This is a genomic window from Paenibacillus sp. strain BS8-2, assembly GCF_054483835.1.
The window spans coordinates 4,817,678-4,833,215 of the sequence record NZ_CM137010.1 but is presented as its reverse complement, the minus strand read 5'-3'; the positions used below and the strand labels follow the sequence as shown (position 1 = coordinate 4,833,215).

Genomic DNA, 15,538 nt, shown 5'->3' with positions numbered 1-15,538 from the left:
ATTAAACTGCCTCTAGCCGCAGCCGCGCTAACGCCTGCGGCTCCGATAGAGGTTTTCTCATTTCTTATTTGTGATTGGGAGGAAGTCAGATGATTAAGCGGCTTTGGGCAAATCGAAGCAAAGCGAAAGCGTCCTTACCGCAAAACGATGAAAGCATTCCACCCGATAATGTGCCCGAGCATGTTGCGATCATTATGGATGGGAACGGCCGCTGGGCGAAACGCCGCGGTTTGCCTCGCATGGCGGGTCACCATTCTGGGATGAAGGCAGTCAAACGCATTACGATCGAAGCCAATCGGCTCGGGGTTAAATATTTGACGTTATACGCTTTCTCGACAGAGAATTGGAAGAGACCCAAAGCAGAGGTGGATTTCCTCATGAAATTGCCGCAGCAATTTCTGGAGATCGAGCTGGATGAATTAATCGCAAATAACGTGCAAGTTAAAATGATGGGCCATCGTGAGGAGCTGCCGCCGCATACGTTAAGCGCTGTCGAAGAGGCCATTGCGAAAACTTCTGGCAATACCGGACTTGTGCTTAACTTCGCACTCAATTACGGCAGTCGCAAGGAAATGCATGAAGCCATACAAAGTATCGCTGCTGATGTTCGTGACGGCAAGCTTCAGCCGGATGACATCGACGAGGAAGAAATTGGTCGTCGTTTGTTGACGAAAGATCTCCCCGATCCGGATTTATTAATTCGGACAAGCGGAGAGTTGAGGCTGAGCAACTTTATGTTATGGCAGCTTGCGTATAGCGAGTTATGGTTCACCGATGTATATTGGCCGGAATTTACGGAAAAACATTTTAATGAAGCCATAGAAGAGTACGGACGCCGCGCTCGCCGTTACGGCGGCGTGTAGCACCAGTCAGAATGGGTGTGACCTTCCTTTGAAACAACGCTTGATTACGGGCATCTTGGCAGGGGCACTGTTTGTCGCGCTTACGATCGCTGGAGGCGCCTTTTACACCGGTTTGCTCATACTGCTTGCTCTTATCGGATTTACTGAATATGTAAAAATGAACGGATTAAAGCCGACTCATCCAGCTGCCTTAATCGGATATGTTGGAGCACTCTTTTTGGTGCTGCCATGGTCGGATTGGGGAATCGATGTTCCTTCATTAATTACGATCGTTTGGATGCTGATGTTTTTGTTGCTAGCCGTTACGGTGTTAGGGAAAAATCAGTTTACGATCGATGGTGCCGCGCTCATGCTGCTTGGCGCTATTTATGTCGGATATGGTTTCTCTGCCATGATTGAAGTACGCGATATTAGCGACAACGGTTTGTTCTGGTCGTTCTTGTCGTTTGGCTGTATTTGGGCTTCAGATATCGGCGCTTATTTTGTGGGTAAAGCAATCGGCAAACATAAGTTATGGCCTACGATCAGTCCGAACAAAACGATTGAAGGCGCTCTTGGAGGAGTGGCTCTGGCATTGATCGTATCCGTTGTATTCGCTTTGTCTGCGCCAGATGTGATCTCCATTCCGAAAGCACTGCTCATCGGACTAGTTGCGGCAGTTGCAGGTCAATTTGGGGACTTAATTCAATCCGCATACAAACGTATTAGATCGATTAAAGACACTGGGAATTTGCTGCCGGGTCACGGCGGTGTACTCGACCGTTGCGACAGCTGGATCATCGTGTTCCCGCTGCTGGTACTAAGCGGACTCATACCGGTTTAAGGCGATGGGGGATGTAAGATGAAAAAAATAGCATTGTTAGGGTCTACCGGCTCAATTGGGACCCAAACACTCGATATAGTCAGACATCAGCGAGAGCGATTTTCTATTACTGCTCTGTCCGCAGGGACGAACCGTGATTTGGTGATCGAGCAGGCGCGAGAATTTAATCCTTTGCTTGTAAGTGTGGCTACAAAGGAACTTGCCGAAGAAGTCAAACTTCATCTGCCTTCAGGCACACGGGTTGTTTATGGTGACGAAGGACTAATCGAGGTCGCAGCGGGAACTGATGCAGATACTGTCGTCACCGCGATTATGGGAAGCAGAGGATTGCCAGCGACTCTTGCCGCAATTGACGAAGGTAAAGCGATTGGACTAGCCAATAAGGAAACCCTTGTTACAGCGGGTCATATTGTGATGGCTCGCGCTAAGGAAAAAGGAGTATCCATCATCCCAATTGATAGTGAGCATTCTGCTATTTTCCAATGTTTGAACGGAGAGCGTCGCAGCGGAGTCCACAGTATTACTTTGACCGCTTCGGGTGGTTCGTTCCGGGATCGGACGCGCAACGAGCTCGAAGGCGTCACCGTAGCAGAAGCACTTAATCATCCCAACTGGGCGATGGGCGCCAAAATTACGATTGACTCTGCGACTATGGTGAATAAAGGTTTAGAGGTTATCGAAGCCAGATGGCTGTTCGATCTTACATACGATCAGATCAGTGTGTTGATACATCCAGAAAGCATCATCCACTCTTATGTAGAATTCGTCGATCGAAGCATCGTTGCCCAGCTCGGCATGCCGGACATGCGCGTTCCGATTCAGTACGCGCTGACCTATCCCGATCGGTATGACACGCCGACGGCTAGGCTTGATTTGGCGTCGATTGGCAAGCTGCACTTCCGTGAGATGGACTTCGACAGATATCCTTGTCTGCGATTGGCATTCGACTGCGGCCGGTTAGGTAATTCGGCACCAGCTGTTTACAATGCAGCTAACGAAGTGGCAGTAGATCGATTCCTGAAGGGTGCAATCACTTTCCTGGATATCGAACGTGTCTTAGAGACGGTAATCGAGCGTCATGAAATCGTCAAGATCAACGATTTGGCGAGTATCGCGGAAGTGGACGCATGGGCTCGCCAACTGGCGGCAAACGTCTGATTACCCGTACCAGAAAGTGGTTCTCTTGTTTCGTACGTGAGAATAATGATAATCTATGTACAGGCCGTAACGAACAGGAGGCAAAACTACTATGGGAACCATTCAGGTCGTATTTATGACCGTGCTCGTTTTTTTCGTAATCGTGACGATTCACGAATGGGGTCACTACTATTTCGCTAAACGGGCAGGGATACTCGTTAGGGAGTTTGCGATAGGTTTTGGGCCCAAGCTGATCTCCGTCAAACGTGGAGAAACTAGATATACATTACGGTTAATACCTGCAGGCGGCTTTGTCCGAATGGCGGGAGAGGATCCCGAGATCGTGGAGGTTCAGCCTGGTCAGACAGTCGCGCTTCGCATCAAGGATAACCAGGTAACGCGGATTTATCTCGATCGATTAGATGAGCGAAGCGACACCGTACGCGGTGAAGTGGAACATGTCGATCTAGAACGTGCATTGGCTATTAAGCTAAACGTAGAGGGCGAGCAGGAGTCTTATGTGGTTCACCCACAGGCACTTGTTATTGCCAGAGGCAAAGATACTCAGATCGCGCCAATCGATAGGCATTTTGGCAGCAAATCGTTAAGAGCCCGTGCGATGTCACTCTTTGCTGGACCTATGATGAATTTTATTCTTGCGTTTGTGCTGTTCGGAGCTTATGTCCAGATGGTTGGGGTTCCGGTAGAGAATCCAACATATATGTCGATCACGAAGGTAGAGGAAGATGCGCCGGCATCGGATGCTGGACTGGTGAAGGGCGATATCGTTAATGCCATTAATGGTGTGCCTATCGGTACCGACCTTGACAAAATGATTGATATTATCGGCAAATCACCGAACGAACCAGTAAAGATTGAAGTCATCAGGGATGGCACGCCGATCAGTCTAAATGTAACGCCTAAACCAAATGAAGATGGTGTTGGCAAAGTCGGAATTAGCGCTGCTCCTCCAATGCGAAACGCAACATTCGGCGAGACCATTACTCGTTCTGCTACGCTAATGAAAGATATGACCGTCTATATTTTTGAAAGCTTTAAAATGCTTATAACCGGCCAGTTTAAGCTGGATGACCTCGGCGGACCAGTTCGTACGGCAGAGATGACAAGTCAAATTGCCAAACAAGGTATTGTGCAACTAACCTCATGGACCGCGCTGCTCAGCTTGTATCTCGGTATTTTCAACCTGTTGCCTGTACCTGCGTTAGACGGCAGCCGATTACTTTTCTTGGGACTCGAAGCCGTAAGAAGACGGCCGATTGATCCCAATAAAGAAAGCATGGTCCACTTTATTGGTTTCGCAATGCTGATGCTGTTAATGCTGGTTGTCACCTATAACGATATTTTACGATTAGTACGAGGGGAGTAGTCTGTCGCTCATGTCGAAGGATAAAGGATTCGTAACGGAAATTACGCCACAAAGCGAAGATTTCTCAAGATGGTATATCGATGTTATCAAGAAAGCGGATTTAATGGATTATTCGCCGGTGCGCGGCTGCATCGTATTCCGTCCTGATGGTTATGAGCTGTGGGAAAATATGCAGCGTGAACTGGATTCGAAGTTTAAGGAAACGGGGCACCGTAATGCGTATTTCCCGCTCTTCATTCCCGAGAGCTTCTTCCAGAAGGAAAAGGAGCATGTGGAGGGCTTTAATCCGGAGCTCCCATGGGTAACGGAAGCAGCCGGAGAGAAGCTGGAAGAACGTCTTGCCATTCGACCGACTTCTGAAACTATGTTTGGCCACATGTATGCGAAGTGGATTCAGTCATATCGCGACTTGCCACTACTTATCAATCAATGGGCTAACGTGGTTCGCTGGGAGAAGCGGACGTTACCATTCTTGCGTACTAGTGAGTTCTTGTGGCAAGAAGGTCATACGGCCCACGAGAATGAAGAAGAGGCACGTCAAGAGACGATGCAAATGCTTGATGTGTACACAAACTTCGTAGAGAACTTCTTGGCCATTCCGGTCATCAAAGGCGAGAAAACACCTTCCGAACGCTTCGCAGGCGCTGTCGATACGTATTCGATCGAAGCGATGATGAAGGATGGACGTGCGGTGCAAGCCGGCACATCTCATTACCTGGGTACAAAGTTTGCGGTTGCATTCGATATTAAATATTTGGACCGTGAAAATACATTACAATTCTGCCACACAACATCGTGGGGCGTTAGTACAAGACTGATCGGTGCGCTTATTATGGTGCATGGTGACGATCGCGGTCTGGCTCTGCCACCTAAGGTGGCTCCTACTCAGGTCATAATGATTCCGATCGGACCTGCAAAGACACGTGAGCAAGTTGTAGGTCGAGTGGACGAGCTACACGCTGAGCTTAAGAAAGCTGGCGTACGTGTGCGCGTCGATGATCGCAGCGACGTAAGCCCTGGCTGGAAGTTCAATGAATATGAGATGCGCGGCGTGCCGCTTCGCCTTGAGCTAGGACCACGCGACATGGAGAACGGGGTAGTCGTACTCGTATCGCGTATTACTGGGGAAAAACGAATTGTGCAGCAAGAAAATCTAGTACAAGAAGTTCAGAAGATGCTGGATGAAACGCAAATCGAAATGTACGAGCGTGCCAAGTCATTCCGCAGCAGCAACTCGCGTTCCGTCGAAACGCTGGATGAGATGAAAGCATTCCTCGAGGAGCAACGTGGTTTCGTAGAAGCGGGCTGGTGTGGATCAGCAGCATGCGAGAAACAAGTGAAGGAAGAGACGGGGGCGACGAGCCGTAATATTCCGTTTGAGCCTGCAACTCACAAATCAACTTGTTTGGTGTGCGGCGACGAAGCCAAACATACTGTCGTATTTGCGCGCGCTTATTAATCTTACGCGTTGCACGTGAGACCTTAAGTGAGTGTTCAAAAAGTTCGGTTATCAGCACCGAGAAGATTGGATCAAGGTAGAAGCTGAGGAGCGGAGCGTAGTGGAAGCTATGTGAGCACCTGCAATGTTTCCGAAGGAAACATACATCGAAAGCATACGCTTAGTTTCGCCTGAATTCTATATTCGATGTCGATTATGCACCTTGGCATCCTTTGTGATGGAAAGTGGACTTTTTGAACAACCTCTTTAAGTACGAATCGACAGGAGTGAACGATTATGACCAACGACAAGCGTCAGCGCTTCGAGCTGCTATTGCAGCAAGCGGGGCTGCCGCAGGAGCTTATTCATACTTATTTCCAAGATGGCCATATCGAGCAAGTCATTGTCAGCGAGACCAACCGTGAATGGACGTTTTGCATCCGCAAAACGTCCATGGTTCCTTTACAGGCCTATACCGGTTTCATACAAGCTGTACGTCAGAAGTTTAGTCATATTGCGGACATCACGTTTGTATTTCAATATGAGCTTGCCGTTGAAACGGAAAATATCGTCATGCAATATTGGCCGCTATTCATGGAATGGGCCCAACGCGAAGTCGCATCTGTCAACGGCTGGCTGCAGAAGGCATCCCTCGAAGCTTCGGGCGACAATATTTCCCTGTCGCTAACGGATGCAACAGGGTTAGAGCTCGCACGGAAGAAGAAAGTGGACGAGGCAATCGTCTCCTTCTACAAAACGAACTTTGATCGGGAATGCAGGGTGAAACTTGCCGTAGGCGAAGCGAATCAGGAAGTGTACGACCAGTTCATGATGAAGATCGAGCAGGAAGAACGCGAAGCCGTGCAGCAGCTGATGGCGGAATCACAATATGATTCGGGTGAAAACGAGGACGGAGATGAAGCCGTTCGACTAGCGGTCGGATACGATATTCGAGAAGAGCCAGTGCCGCTCATGAACATTCTCGACGAAGAGAAAAAGATTACGGTGCAAGGCGCTGTTTTCGGTCTGGACGTCAAGGAGCTTCGCAATGGCAGCACATTGTTTACTTTTAATGTCACGGATTTCTCGGATTCCATCGCGATGAAGATGTTCGCCAAAACAAAGGACGATGTGAAGATCTTGTCCCAGCTTGAGAATGGCAAGTGGGTAAAGGCTCGCGGCAGAATCGAATATGATCGGTTCATGCAGGAGCCGGAACTTGTGATGATGCCTAACGATCTTCATGAAATTGGATCTCCACCTGAACGGAAGGACCACGCCGAAGAAAAACGTGTCGAATTCCATCTGCACACCACGATGAGTACAATGGATGCAGTTACTTCAATTGGCGATTATGTGAAGACGGCGGCGAAGTGGGGACATAAAGCAATTGCAATCACGGATCACAGTAATGTGCAATGTTATCCTGATGCAGTTAAAGCAGGCAAAAAACACGGCATCAAAGTATTGTTCGGTGTGGAAGCAAATATCGTGAATGATGCGGTTCCGATGGTGCTGAATGCTCGGCCGGAGCCACTGGCTACTGCAACTTATATTGTTTTTGATATCGAGACGACCGGTTTATCCGTCGTAAACAATAAAATTATCGAGCTTGCGGGAGTCAGAATGCGGGAAGGTAAAGAGGTGGACCGGTTCTCGACCTTTATCAATCCCCATGAGAAGATTCCATACCATATCAAGCAATTAACGAATATCAATGATGAGATGGTCAAGGATGCACCGGAGCTAGAGCCCAAATTGCGCGAGTTCGTCGAGTACATCGGCGACGATATTCTTGTCGCGCACAACGCACGATTTGACATTGGTTTTATCCAAGCCAACTGCAGAGCGATCGGTTTGCCGGAAGTGACCAATGCTGTATTGGACACACTCGAGTTTGCAAGGTTCCTTCATCCAACGATGAAGAACCATAGATTGAACACGTTGTCTGACAAATATAAAGTGAGTCTGGACAACCATCACCGAGCGATTGATGACTCCCTCGCGCTCGGAGGCGTGTTATTTGGATTGATCGGCGATGCTGCTGAGCGTAACGTACGCGATCTGAATCAGTTGAACGACTATGTCGGTCTCGACTTATCGAATCAGCGGCCGTTCCATTCGAGTATCTACGCGCTTAATGCAGTAGGAAAAAAGAACTTGTTTAAACTCATTTCGTTATCCCATACCGAATATTTTAAGCGTGTTGCTACGATTCCGAAGAGCAAGCTTGTCGAGCTTAGAGAAGGTCTTCTTGTCATTTCCGGTTGTGAAAAAGGCGAGTTCTTCGAAACGGTGCTCAATAAGTCGCACGAAGAGGCAACGGATGTCGCAGAGTTCTACGATGTGCTCGAAATTCAACCTCTTGATTTCTATATGCATCTCGTGGAGAAGGGGCTTGTAGGAAGCCGTGCCGAAATTGAAGATGCGATGCGCCGCATTTGCCAAATCGGAGATGCACTTGGTAAACCGGTTATTGCAACGGGTAATGTTCATTATTTGAACCCGCGCGATAAGATGTACCGCGACATTACAATCCATGGCATTACAGGGTTCAGTCCGCTCAAAAGCATGCGAAAGCCGGATGCGCATCTGCGCACGACGGAAGAGATGCTGGAGGAGTTCGCTTTTCTTGGAGAGGCGCGTTCGCGTGAAGTCGTTGTGACGAATACGTCGCAGCTTGCTGACCGATTCGAAGCTTTTGACATGTTCCCTAAGGAATTGTTCGCTCCGATTATCGAAGGCGCGGACGAAGAAATACGGAATACCTGCTACGATACGGCGAAGTCGATGTACGGCGATAATCTGCCGCAAGTCGTTATCGATCGATTGGAGAAGGAACTTGTCCCTATCATTAAATTCAAATTTTCTGCCAACTATCTGATCTCTGAGAAGCTTGTGAAAAAGTCGAATCAGGATGGTTATCTCGTTGGTTCCAGGGGCTCCGTTGGTTCTTCCGTTGTAGCTACATTCCTTGGGATATCCGAAGTTAATCCGCTTCCCGCGCATTATCTGTGTTTGAACAAGGATTGTAAGAATAGCGAATGGTTTCTTGATGGTAGCGTGCCGAGCGGGTTCGACCTTCCTTCGAAGACTTGTCCGCATTGCGGTCAGATGATGAAGGGAGAAGGACAGGATATCCCGTTCGAAACGTTCCTTGGGTTCAAGGGGGACAAGGTTCCCGATATCGACCTTAACTTCTCAGGCGAATACCAGCCCATTGCTCATAACTATACCAAAGTGCTTTTCACCGAAAAGTGCGTATTCCGAGCAGGCACGATTGGAACAGTAGCGGAGAAGACAGCGTATGGCTTCGCCAAGAAGTATGAAGAAGAGCATCAAAAGAAGTGGCGCGGCGCTGAGCTTGCCCGGCTTGCCAGTGGATGTACTGGCGTCAAACGTAGTACGGGTCAACATCCAGGTGGTATCGTGGTTGTGCCGGACTACATTGACGTCGAGGATATCACACCGGTGCAATATCCAGCCGATGATACGAATGCCGAATGGAAGACGACACACTTCGACTACCATGCATTCGATGAAAATTTGCTTAAGCTGGATATACTAGGACATGACGATCCAACCATGATGCGTATGCTTCAGGATTTGACCGGCGTAGATCCGACGACGATTCCGATGAATGATCCAAAGGTCATGAGCATGTTCAACTCTTGCGCGGCGCTCGAAGTTTCGCCAGAGCGAATCCGTTCATCCGTTGCGACTTATGGGGTGCCGGAGATGGGGACGAAGTTCGTTCGCCAAATGCTTCAAGAGACGCAGCCGTCATCTTTTGCCGATTTGCTGCAAATCTCGGGGTTGTCGCATGGCACCGGAGTTTGGCTCGGCAATGCGCAAGAACTTATCAAAAACGGAACTTGTAATATCAAGACGGTAATTGGCTGTCGTGATGATATCATGTTGTATTTAATCTACAAAGCGGGTATGGATGCGGGGCTTGCGTTTAAGATTACGGAGAGTGTGCGGAAAGGTAAAGGTCTTACGCCAGAGTGGATTGAAGAAATGAAACGGTGTAAGGTACCTCAGTGGTATATCGATTCATGTCTGCGGATCGAATACATGTTCCCGAAGGCGCACGCGGCTGCATATGTCATTTCAGCTGTTCGCACCGCCTTTTTCAAACTATATTATCCAATCCAATATTACGCAACGTACTTTACTGTCCGTGCTGATGATTTTGATTTGGAGCTATTGTGTCAAGGCTATGATGCCATTCTTCGGAAACTGATCGAGATTGAAGCCAAGGGTTTCAGCGCTACGCCGAAGGAAAAAAACATGGTTTCGCAGCTTGAGATGTCGTTAGAGATGACGGCGCGTGGCTTCACGTTTAAGCCGATTGATCTCTATCGCTCTGATGCTATTAAATTCCAGGTCGACGGAGAATCTCTGATCCCACCTTTTGCTGCGATAGCTGGTATTGGTGATAATGCGGCACGAAATATTGCCGCTGCACGAGGCGGTGGAGAGTTTCTATCCATCGAGGACTTCCAGATGAAGTCCAAGGCGACGAAAACGATCATCGAAGTGCTGAATGGTATGGGCTGTTTCCGGGGATTGCCAGAATCCAACCAACTGTCGTTATTCTAAAGCAGATAGCGCTAGAAATCATTTCTTGTCACCTTTTTGGGATTATGTTATAATTTTTGTGGCAATGATGAAGATAGAATCTTTGATGCAGAAGAGTGGGGAAACCCACTCTTTACGTTTTGTATTCGGACATTCTCGTTACTCACAACCATCGGATTCACAATATCCGTTTATGCAACCATTACAGGAGGTTTACCCAATTTGAGCACATCCACTATCAAATCCGCGATTGAGACGATGGTGACACCTTTTCTCAATGAACATGGTTTTGAGCTGGTCGATATCGAATACATCAAGGAAGGCAGTAACTGGTTCCTGCGAATCTTCGTCGACAAAGACGGAGGCATCGACATCGATGAATGCGGACGGATTAGCGAGTTCGTTAGCGAGCAGTTGGATAAAAACGATCCAATCTCCGACGCATATTTTCTGGAGGTTTCGTCTCCTGGGGCAGAGCGTCCGCTTAAGAAACCCGAGGATGTAGTGAAGGCAATAGGCAAACATGTGTTCATGACTACATATGAGCCTGTTGATGGCTCTAAGGAATTCGAGGGGTTGCTCGTATCGTTCGACGGCGTGCAAGCTGTTGTTCGCGTAGGCAAAAAGCAGCATACGCTGCCTTACACCAAAGTAGCAAGCGCTAGGTTGGCCATCGTTTTTTAAATCGGTTTTTATTTCGAAAGGAGGAACAACGTTCCAATGAGTATGGATTTTATTGAGGCGTTGCAAGAGATCGAAAGAGACAAAGGGATCGCAAAGGATGTGCTTCTCGAAGCGATCGAAGCTGCACTGATCTCTAGCTACAAACGCAATTTCAACACTGCGCAGAACGTTAGGGTTGATATTAACCGCCACACTGGCGTGATCAAGGTATATGCTCGTAAGACTGTCGTAGACGAGGTGCTGGATCCGCGTCTAGAAGTAACGGTTGAAGCATCCCGCGAGATTAACCCGCATTATCAACTCGATGATGTTGCTGAAATCGAAGTTACGCCTCGCGATTTCGGACGGATTGCTGCCCAAACGGCCAAGCAGGTTGTGACGCAGCGTATCCGCGAAGCGGAGCGCGGCCTGATCTACAACGCATTTATCGATAAGGAAGAAGATATTGTGAACGGTATCGTACAGCGTCAAGACGTTCGCAATTTGTTTATTGACTTAGGTAAAGTTGAAGCGGTCATGCCGCTGACAGAACTTATGCCAACGGATAAATTCAAGCACGGTGATCGTGTGAAGTCGTTTATAACGAAAGTCGAGAATACGACTAAAGGGCCTCAGATTATTTTATCCCGTACACATCCCGGATTGCTGAAACGACTATTCGAGCTTGAAGTTCCTGAAATATACGATGGCGTTGTGGAGATTCGTTCTGTTGCTCGCGAAGCAGGCTTCCGCTCCAAAATTGCCGTACATTCCCGTAATGACGAAGTCGATCCAGTCGGTTCGTGCGTCGGTCAGAAGGGCATGCGCGTACAGACAATCGTTAATGAGCTGAAGGGCGAGAAAATCGATATCGTGCGTTGGTCCGAGAATGTCGAAGAGTACGTAGCGAATGCGCTCAGCCCGTCCAAGGTGCTTGAAGTGATTGTGTTCGAGCAAGAGAAGATGGCTCGTGTAATCGTACCGGACTACCAGCTGTCGCTCGCGATCGGCATCAAGGGGCAGAATGCTCGCCTTGCAGCGAAGTTGACGGGCTGGAAAATCGATATTAAAAGCGAGACACAGGCCGAGCAAGAATATGGGCGTCCGAAGTCTGCAATGGGTACGATGCATCAGGATTCGATTTCGATCGATTAGATTAGCAGAGCAATAGCCGGTGATGAAGGAGGGTGTGCGGTGAAACCGAGAAAAGTACCGCTTCGCAAGTGCGTCGCCTGTCAAGAGATGATGCCAAAGAAGGAGCTTATCCGCGTTGTTCGGACACCGTCCGGAGAAGTCGCGATCGACCTGACGGGGAAGAAGGCTGGGCGCGGCGCTTATCTGTGCGGCAAAGTAAGTTGCTTTAAGTTGGCTAAGAAATCGAAGGCGCTGGATCGGGCGCTTAAACAGTCCGTCGGCGATGATATATATGATGCACTGGAAAAGGAATTTATTGCGGTGGAGGATCAATTCATCGCGGCCAAGGAGCTGGAGTCTGATGACGATGAAGGCTGACAAGGCATTGTCGGCGCTAGGCATGGCCATGCGCGCAGGCAAGTTGATCACGGGAGACGAGATTGTACTCAAGGCGGTTAGGGCTGGCAAAGCTTGTCTGGTCATCATAGCCGGTGATGCATCTCCGAACACGAAGAAAAAATTTAAAGACAAGTGCGGCACCTACGGAATACAACTCGCCGAGGCATACAACAGGGAACAGCTAGGAATGGCGATAGGTAAGGCCGAACGCGTTGTTCTTGCCGTGACTGATGTGAACTTCGGAAAAATGATCGGAAATCATCTGAGCCAAAATACGGAGGTGGATCCTATTGAGCAACAAACAGGACAGCAAGGACAATAAAGATAAGCTTCGCGTTTATGAGTATGCGAAGTCGCTTAATATGAGCAGTAAAGAAATTATTACCATTCTTAAAAGGTTGAACTTGCCTGTTAACAACCATATGAGCGTCATGGAAAATGAGATGGTTCATAAGGTTGAAGGCTTCTTCCGAGATATTAAGTCAAATGCGGCGGCGAAACGCGCTCAAGAGAGCGGCGGAGCGGCGGTTTCAACAGCTCAAGCTAGACCGCAGGCCGCGCAGCAGCAAGGCAATCGCGGCAACACAACTCAAGAGAGACAGGGGACAATGAACTCTATTAATACGAAAACTCCAACAACCGAACAGCAACAACAACCAAGAGACCAACAGCAACAGCGTGAGCAAAGACCACAGCAGAATACTCGCCCAGCAGGGCAAGGACAAAGCCAAGGCGGCAATCGTCCATCTAGCGGACAGGGAGGCCAAGGTGGCAGCCGTCCGTATAACGGTGGAGGTCAAGGGCAAGGTCAAGGCGGCAGCCGTCCATACAACAGCGGCGGGCAAGGTGGACAGGGCGGCAATCGTCCGGCAGGTCAAGGCAGTCAAGGTGGCAGCCGTCCTTATAACAGCGGCGGCCAAGGTCAAGGTCAAGGTGGACAGAGCAGTAATCGTCCGTCAGGACAAGGTGGTCAAGGCGGAAGCCGTCCGTACAATAATGGCGGCGGGCAAGGTCAAGGCGGCAATCGTCCTGGCTATGGTCAAGGCGGCCAAGGCGGACAAGGTGGCAATCGCAGCGGTGCTCCAGGCGGCGGCGGTCAAGGTGGCAGTCGTCCAGCAGCAGCGCCTCAAGGACAAAGCCGCAGCTTTGATTCGCGTCCGGCTCCTGCACGCTCCGGCGGCGGCGACGATCGTTTCAACAAAGGTGGCGGCGGTGGCGACCGTTTCAACAAAGGCGGCAATACGAAGCGCTTCGAAGACGGCCGTGGCAGCAGTTTTGGCAAAGGGAATAATCGCGGCGGCAAAGGTCGTGGCAAAGGTCCACAGCAGCCCCCACGCGAGAAAATTGACAATACACCTAAGAAAATTATCGTTCGCGGCACGTTAACAGTCGGCGATCTCGCCAAGCTGCTTCACAAGGATGCATCTGAAGTGATTAAGAAGCTCCTATTCCTTGGTGTAATGGCAACAATTAACCAAGAAATCGAAATGGAAGCTATTTTGCTGATTGCAGGCGAATACGGCGTTGAAGTCGAAGTGAAAATTCCTGTTGAGGAAGATTCGTTCGAAACGGTAGAAGAGACGGATGAAGAAGAGAACCTTCAAGTACGTCCACCGGTAGTTACGATTATGGGTCACGTCGATCATGGTAAAACGACACTGCTGGATGCGATTCGCAAAACGAATGTTACCGGCGGCGAAGCTGGCGGCATCACGCAACATATCGGTGCGTATCAAGTCGAAATCAACAGCAAAAAGATTACGTTCCTCGATACACCTGGTCACGAAGCGTTTACGCTTATGCGTGCACGCGGTGCTCAAGTAACGGATATTACAATCATCGTTGTAGCAGCAGACGACGGCATCATGCCGCAAACGGTTGAAGCCATTAACCATGCCAAAGCGGCTGGCGTTCCGATTATCGTTGCTGTCAATAAGATCGATAAGCCGGAAGCAAATCCGGATAAAATTAAACAAGAAATGACTGAGTATGAGCTGGTTCCAGAAGAGTGGGGCGGCGACACGATCTTCGTAGAAGTTTCTGCGAAACAACGTATCGGCTTAGAGGGTCTGCTTGAGATGATTTTACTCGTTTCTGAAGTAAATGAATTCAAAGCGAACCCGAACAAACGCGCTCGCGCTACAGTTATCGAAGCCGAGCTCGACAAAGGTAAAGGCCCAGTTGCTCGTATTCTGGTACAACACGGTACGCTACGTATCGGAGATGCGTTTGTTGCGGGCAACTGCTTTGGACGTATTCGTGCCATGGTTAACGACCGCGGTCGTCGACTCAAGGAAGCGGGACCTTCCACACCTGTTGAAATTACAGGTTTAACAGAGGTTCCACTTGCTGGCGATCCGTTCATGGTATTCGAAGACGAGCGTAAGGCACGCGCGATTGCAGATCGTCGTTCCATCAAACATCGTCAATCCGAGATGGGCGCCAATACTCGCGTTACGCTTGATGACCTGTTCAATCATATCAAAGAAGGCGAAATCAAGGATCTTAACGTCATTATCAAAGCTGACGTGCAAGGTTCGTCCGAGGCACTTAAAGGCTCCTTGGCCAAAATTGATATCGAAGGCGTGCGCGTCAAGATCATTCATAGCGGCGTAGGTGCAATTACGGAATCCGATGTTATCTTGGCTGCTGCTTCTAATGCAATCGTCATCGGCTTCAACGTACGTCCTGATCCACAAGCGGAAGCAACAATCGCGCAAGAAAAGGTTGACGTTCGTATGCACCGCGTTATCTATAACGTAATTGACGAGATCGAGCAAGCGATGAAAGGTATGCTTGATCCAATCTTCAAGGAAGTTATCATCGGCCATGCCGAAGTCCGTAACGTATTTAAAGTTACGAAGGTCGGTGCTATCGCTGGTTCCATGATTATCGATGGCAAAATTACACGTTCGGCGGAAGCTCGCATTGTGCGCAGCGGTATCGTTGTGTACACGGGCAAGATCGATTCCCTCAAGCGTTTCAAGGACGACGCTAAGGAAGTTGCTCAAGGCTATGAGTGCGGTATAACGCTGGAACGCTTTAGCGATATTAAAGAAGGCGATATAATTGAAGCCTTCGTTATGGAGTCGGTAGAGAGGTGATTAAAT

The 15,538-nt window shown here is 49.0% G+C and carries 11 protein-coding genes; all 11 read left to right on the top strand.

The window, feature by feature from the left end:
• The first annotated feature begins 89 nt into the window (after positions 1 to 89).
• The 11 genes from ACX1C1_RS20940 to infB all read left to right on the top strand — a co-directional run bounded on the left by ACX1C1_RS20940 (position 90) and on the right by infB (position 15,532).
• Positions 90 to 863, top strand: coding sequence for an isoprenyl transferase (locus ACX1C1_RS20940; protein ID WP_458954092.1), 774 nt, complete (start codon positions 90 to 92; stop codon positions 861 to 863).
• Positions 864 to 891: 28 nt separating this feature from the next.
• Complete coding sequence (locus ACX1C1_RS20935; RefSeq protein ID WP_458954091.1) at positions 892 to 1,686, top strand: phosphatidate cytidylyltransferase; 795 nt, start codon at positions 892 to 894, stop codon at positions 1,684 to 1,686.
• 18 nt (positions 1,687 to 1,704) lie between these two features.
• Complete coding sequence (locus ACX1C1_RS20930) at positions 1,705 to 2,844, top strand: 1-deoxy-D-xylulose-5-phosphate reductoisomerase (RefSeq protein ID WP_458954090.1); 1,140 nt, start codon at positions 1,705 to 1,707, stop codon at positions 2,842 to 2,844.
• A 91-nt stretch (positions 2,845 to 2,935) separates the two neighbouring features.
• Positions 2,936 to 4,210: an RIP metalloprotease RseP gene (rseP, locus tag ACX1C1_RS20925; protein ID WP_458954089.1), complete on the top strand. Its 1,275-nt coding sequence runs from the start codon at positions 2,936 to 2,938 to the stop codon at positions 4,208 to 4,210.
• Positions 4,211 to 4,220: 10 nt separating this feature from the next.
• The gene (gene proS / locus ACX1C1_RS20920) at positions 4,221 to 5,669 is read left to right on the top strand and encodes a proline--tRNA ligase (RefSeq protein WP_458954088.1); all 1,449 of its coding nucleotides are present in this window, start codon (positions 4,221 to 4,223) and stop codon (positions 5,667 to 5,669) included.
• Between the two features lie 276 nt (positions 5,670 to 5,945).
• Entirely contained in the window at positions 5,946 to 10,253 is a 4,308-nt protein-coding gene (locus tag ACX1C1_RS20915) for a PolC-type DNA polymerase III (RefSeq protein ID WP_458954087.1), read from the top strand.
• Between the two features lie 201 nt (positions 10,254 to 10,454).
• On the top strand, positions 10,455 to 10,916 hold the full coding sequence (rimP, locus tag ACX1C1_RS20910) for a ribosome maturation factor RimP (RefSeq protein WP_458954086.1): 462 nt from the start codon (positions 10,455 to 10,457) through the stop codon (positions 10,914 to 10,916).
• A 36-nt stretch (positions 10,917 to 10,952) separates the two neighbouring features.
• Positions 10,953 to 12,050: a transcription termination factor NusA gene (gene nusA / locus ACX1C1_RS20905; RefSeq protein WP_458954085.1), complete on the top strand. Its 1,098-nt coding sequence runs from the start codon at positions 10,953 to 10,955 to the stop codon at positions 12,048 to 12,050.
• A 39-nt stretch (positions 12,051 to 12,089) separates the two neighbouring features.
• Positions 12,090 to 12,407 carry an RNase P modulator RnpM gene (gene rnpM / locus ACX1C1_RS20900; RefSeq protein ID WP_458954084.1) on the top strand — a complete coding sequence of 106 codons (318 nt, stop codon included), beginning with the start codon at positions 12,090 to 12,092 and terminating at the stop codon, positions 12,405 to 12,407.
• The gene (locus tag ACX1C1_RS20895) at positions 12,397 to 12,750 is read left to right on the top strand and encodes a L7Ae/L30e/S12e/Gadd45 family ribosomal protein (protein WP_458957748.1); all 354 of its coding nucleotides are present in this window, start codon (positions 12,397 to 12,399) and stop codon (positions 12,748 to 12,750) included. Before rnpM ends, ACX1C1_RS20895 begins: the two co-directional genes overlap by 11 nt.
• Positions 12,719 to 15,532: a translation initiation factor IF-2 gene (gene infB / locus ACX1C1_RS20890; protein ID WP_458954083.1), complete on the top strand. Its 2,814-nt coding sequence runs from the start codon at positions 12,719 to 12,721 to the stop codon at positions 15,530 to 15,532. Before ACX1C1_RS20895 ends, infB begins: the two co-directional genes overlap by 32 nt.
• Positions 15,533 to 15,538 lie beyond the last annotated feature (6 nt).

Excerpts from the sequence above, each read along its gene's own strand:
- ACX1C1_RS20940 (WP_458954092.1), top strand. The coding sequence starts at position 90 with ATGATTAAGCGGCTTTGGGCAAATCGAAGCAAAGCGAAAGCGTCCTTA.
- ACX1C1_RS20930 (WP_458954090.1), top strand. The coding sequence starts at position 1,705 with ATGAAAAAAATAGCATTGTTAGGGTCTACCGGCTCAATTGGGACCCAA.
- rseP (WP_458954089.1), top strand. The coding sequence starts at position 2,936 with ATGGGAACCATTCAGGTCGTATTTATGACCGTGCTCGTTTTTTTCGTA.
- proS (WP_458954088.1), top strand. The coding sequence starts at position 4,221 with ATGTCGAAGGATAAAGGATTCGTAACGGAAATTACGCCACAAAGCGAA.
- ACX1C1_RS20915 (WP_458954087.1), top strand. The coding sequence starts at position 5,946 with ATGACCAACGACAAGCGTCAGCGCTTCGAGCTGCTATTGCAGCAAGCG.
- nusA (WP_458954085.1), top strand. The coding sequence starts at position 10,953 with ATGAGTATGGATTTTATTGAGGCGTTGCAAGAGATCGAAAGAGACAAA.
- ACX1C1_RS20895 (WP_458957748.1), top strand. The coding sequence starts at position 12,397 with ATGAAGGCTGACAAGGCATTGTCGGCGCTAGGCATGGCCATGCGCGCA.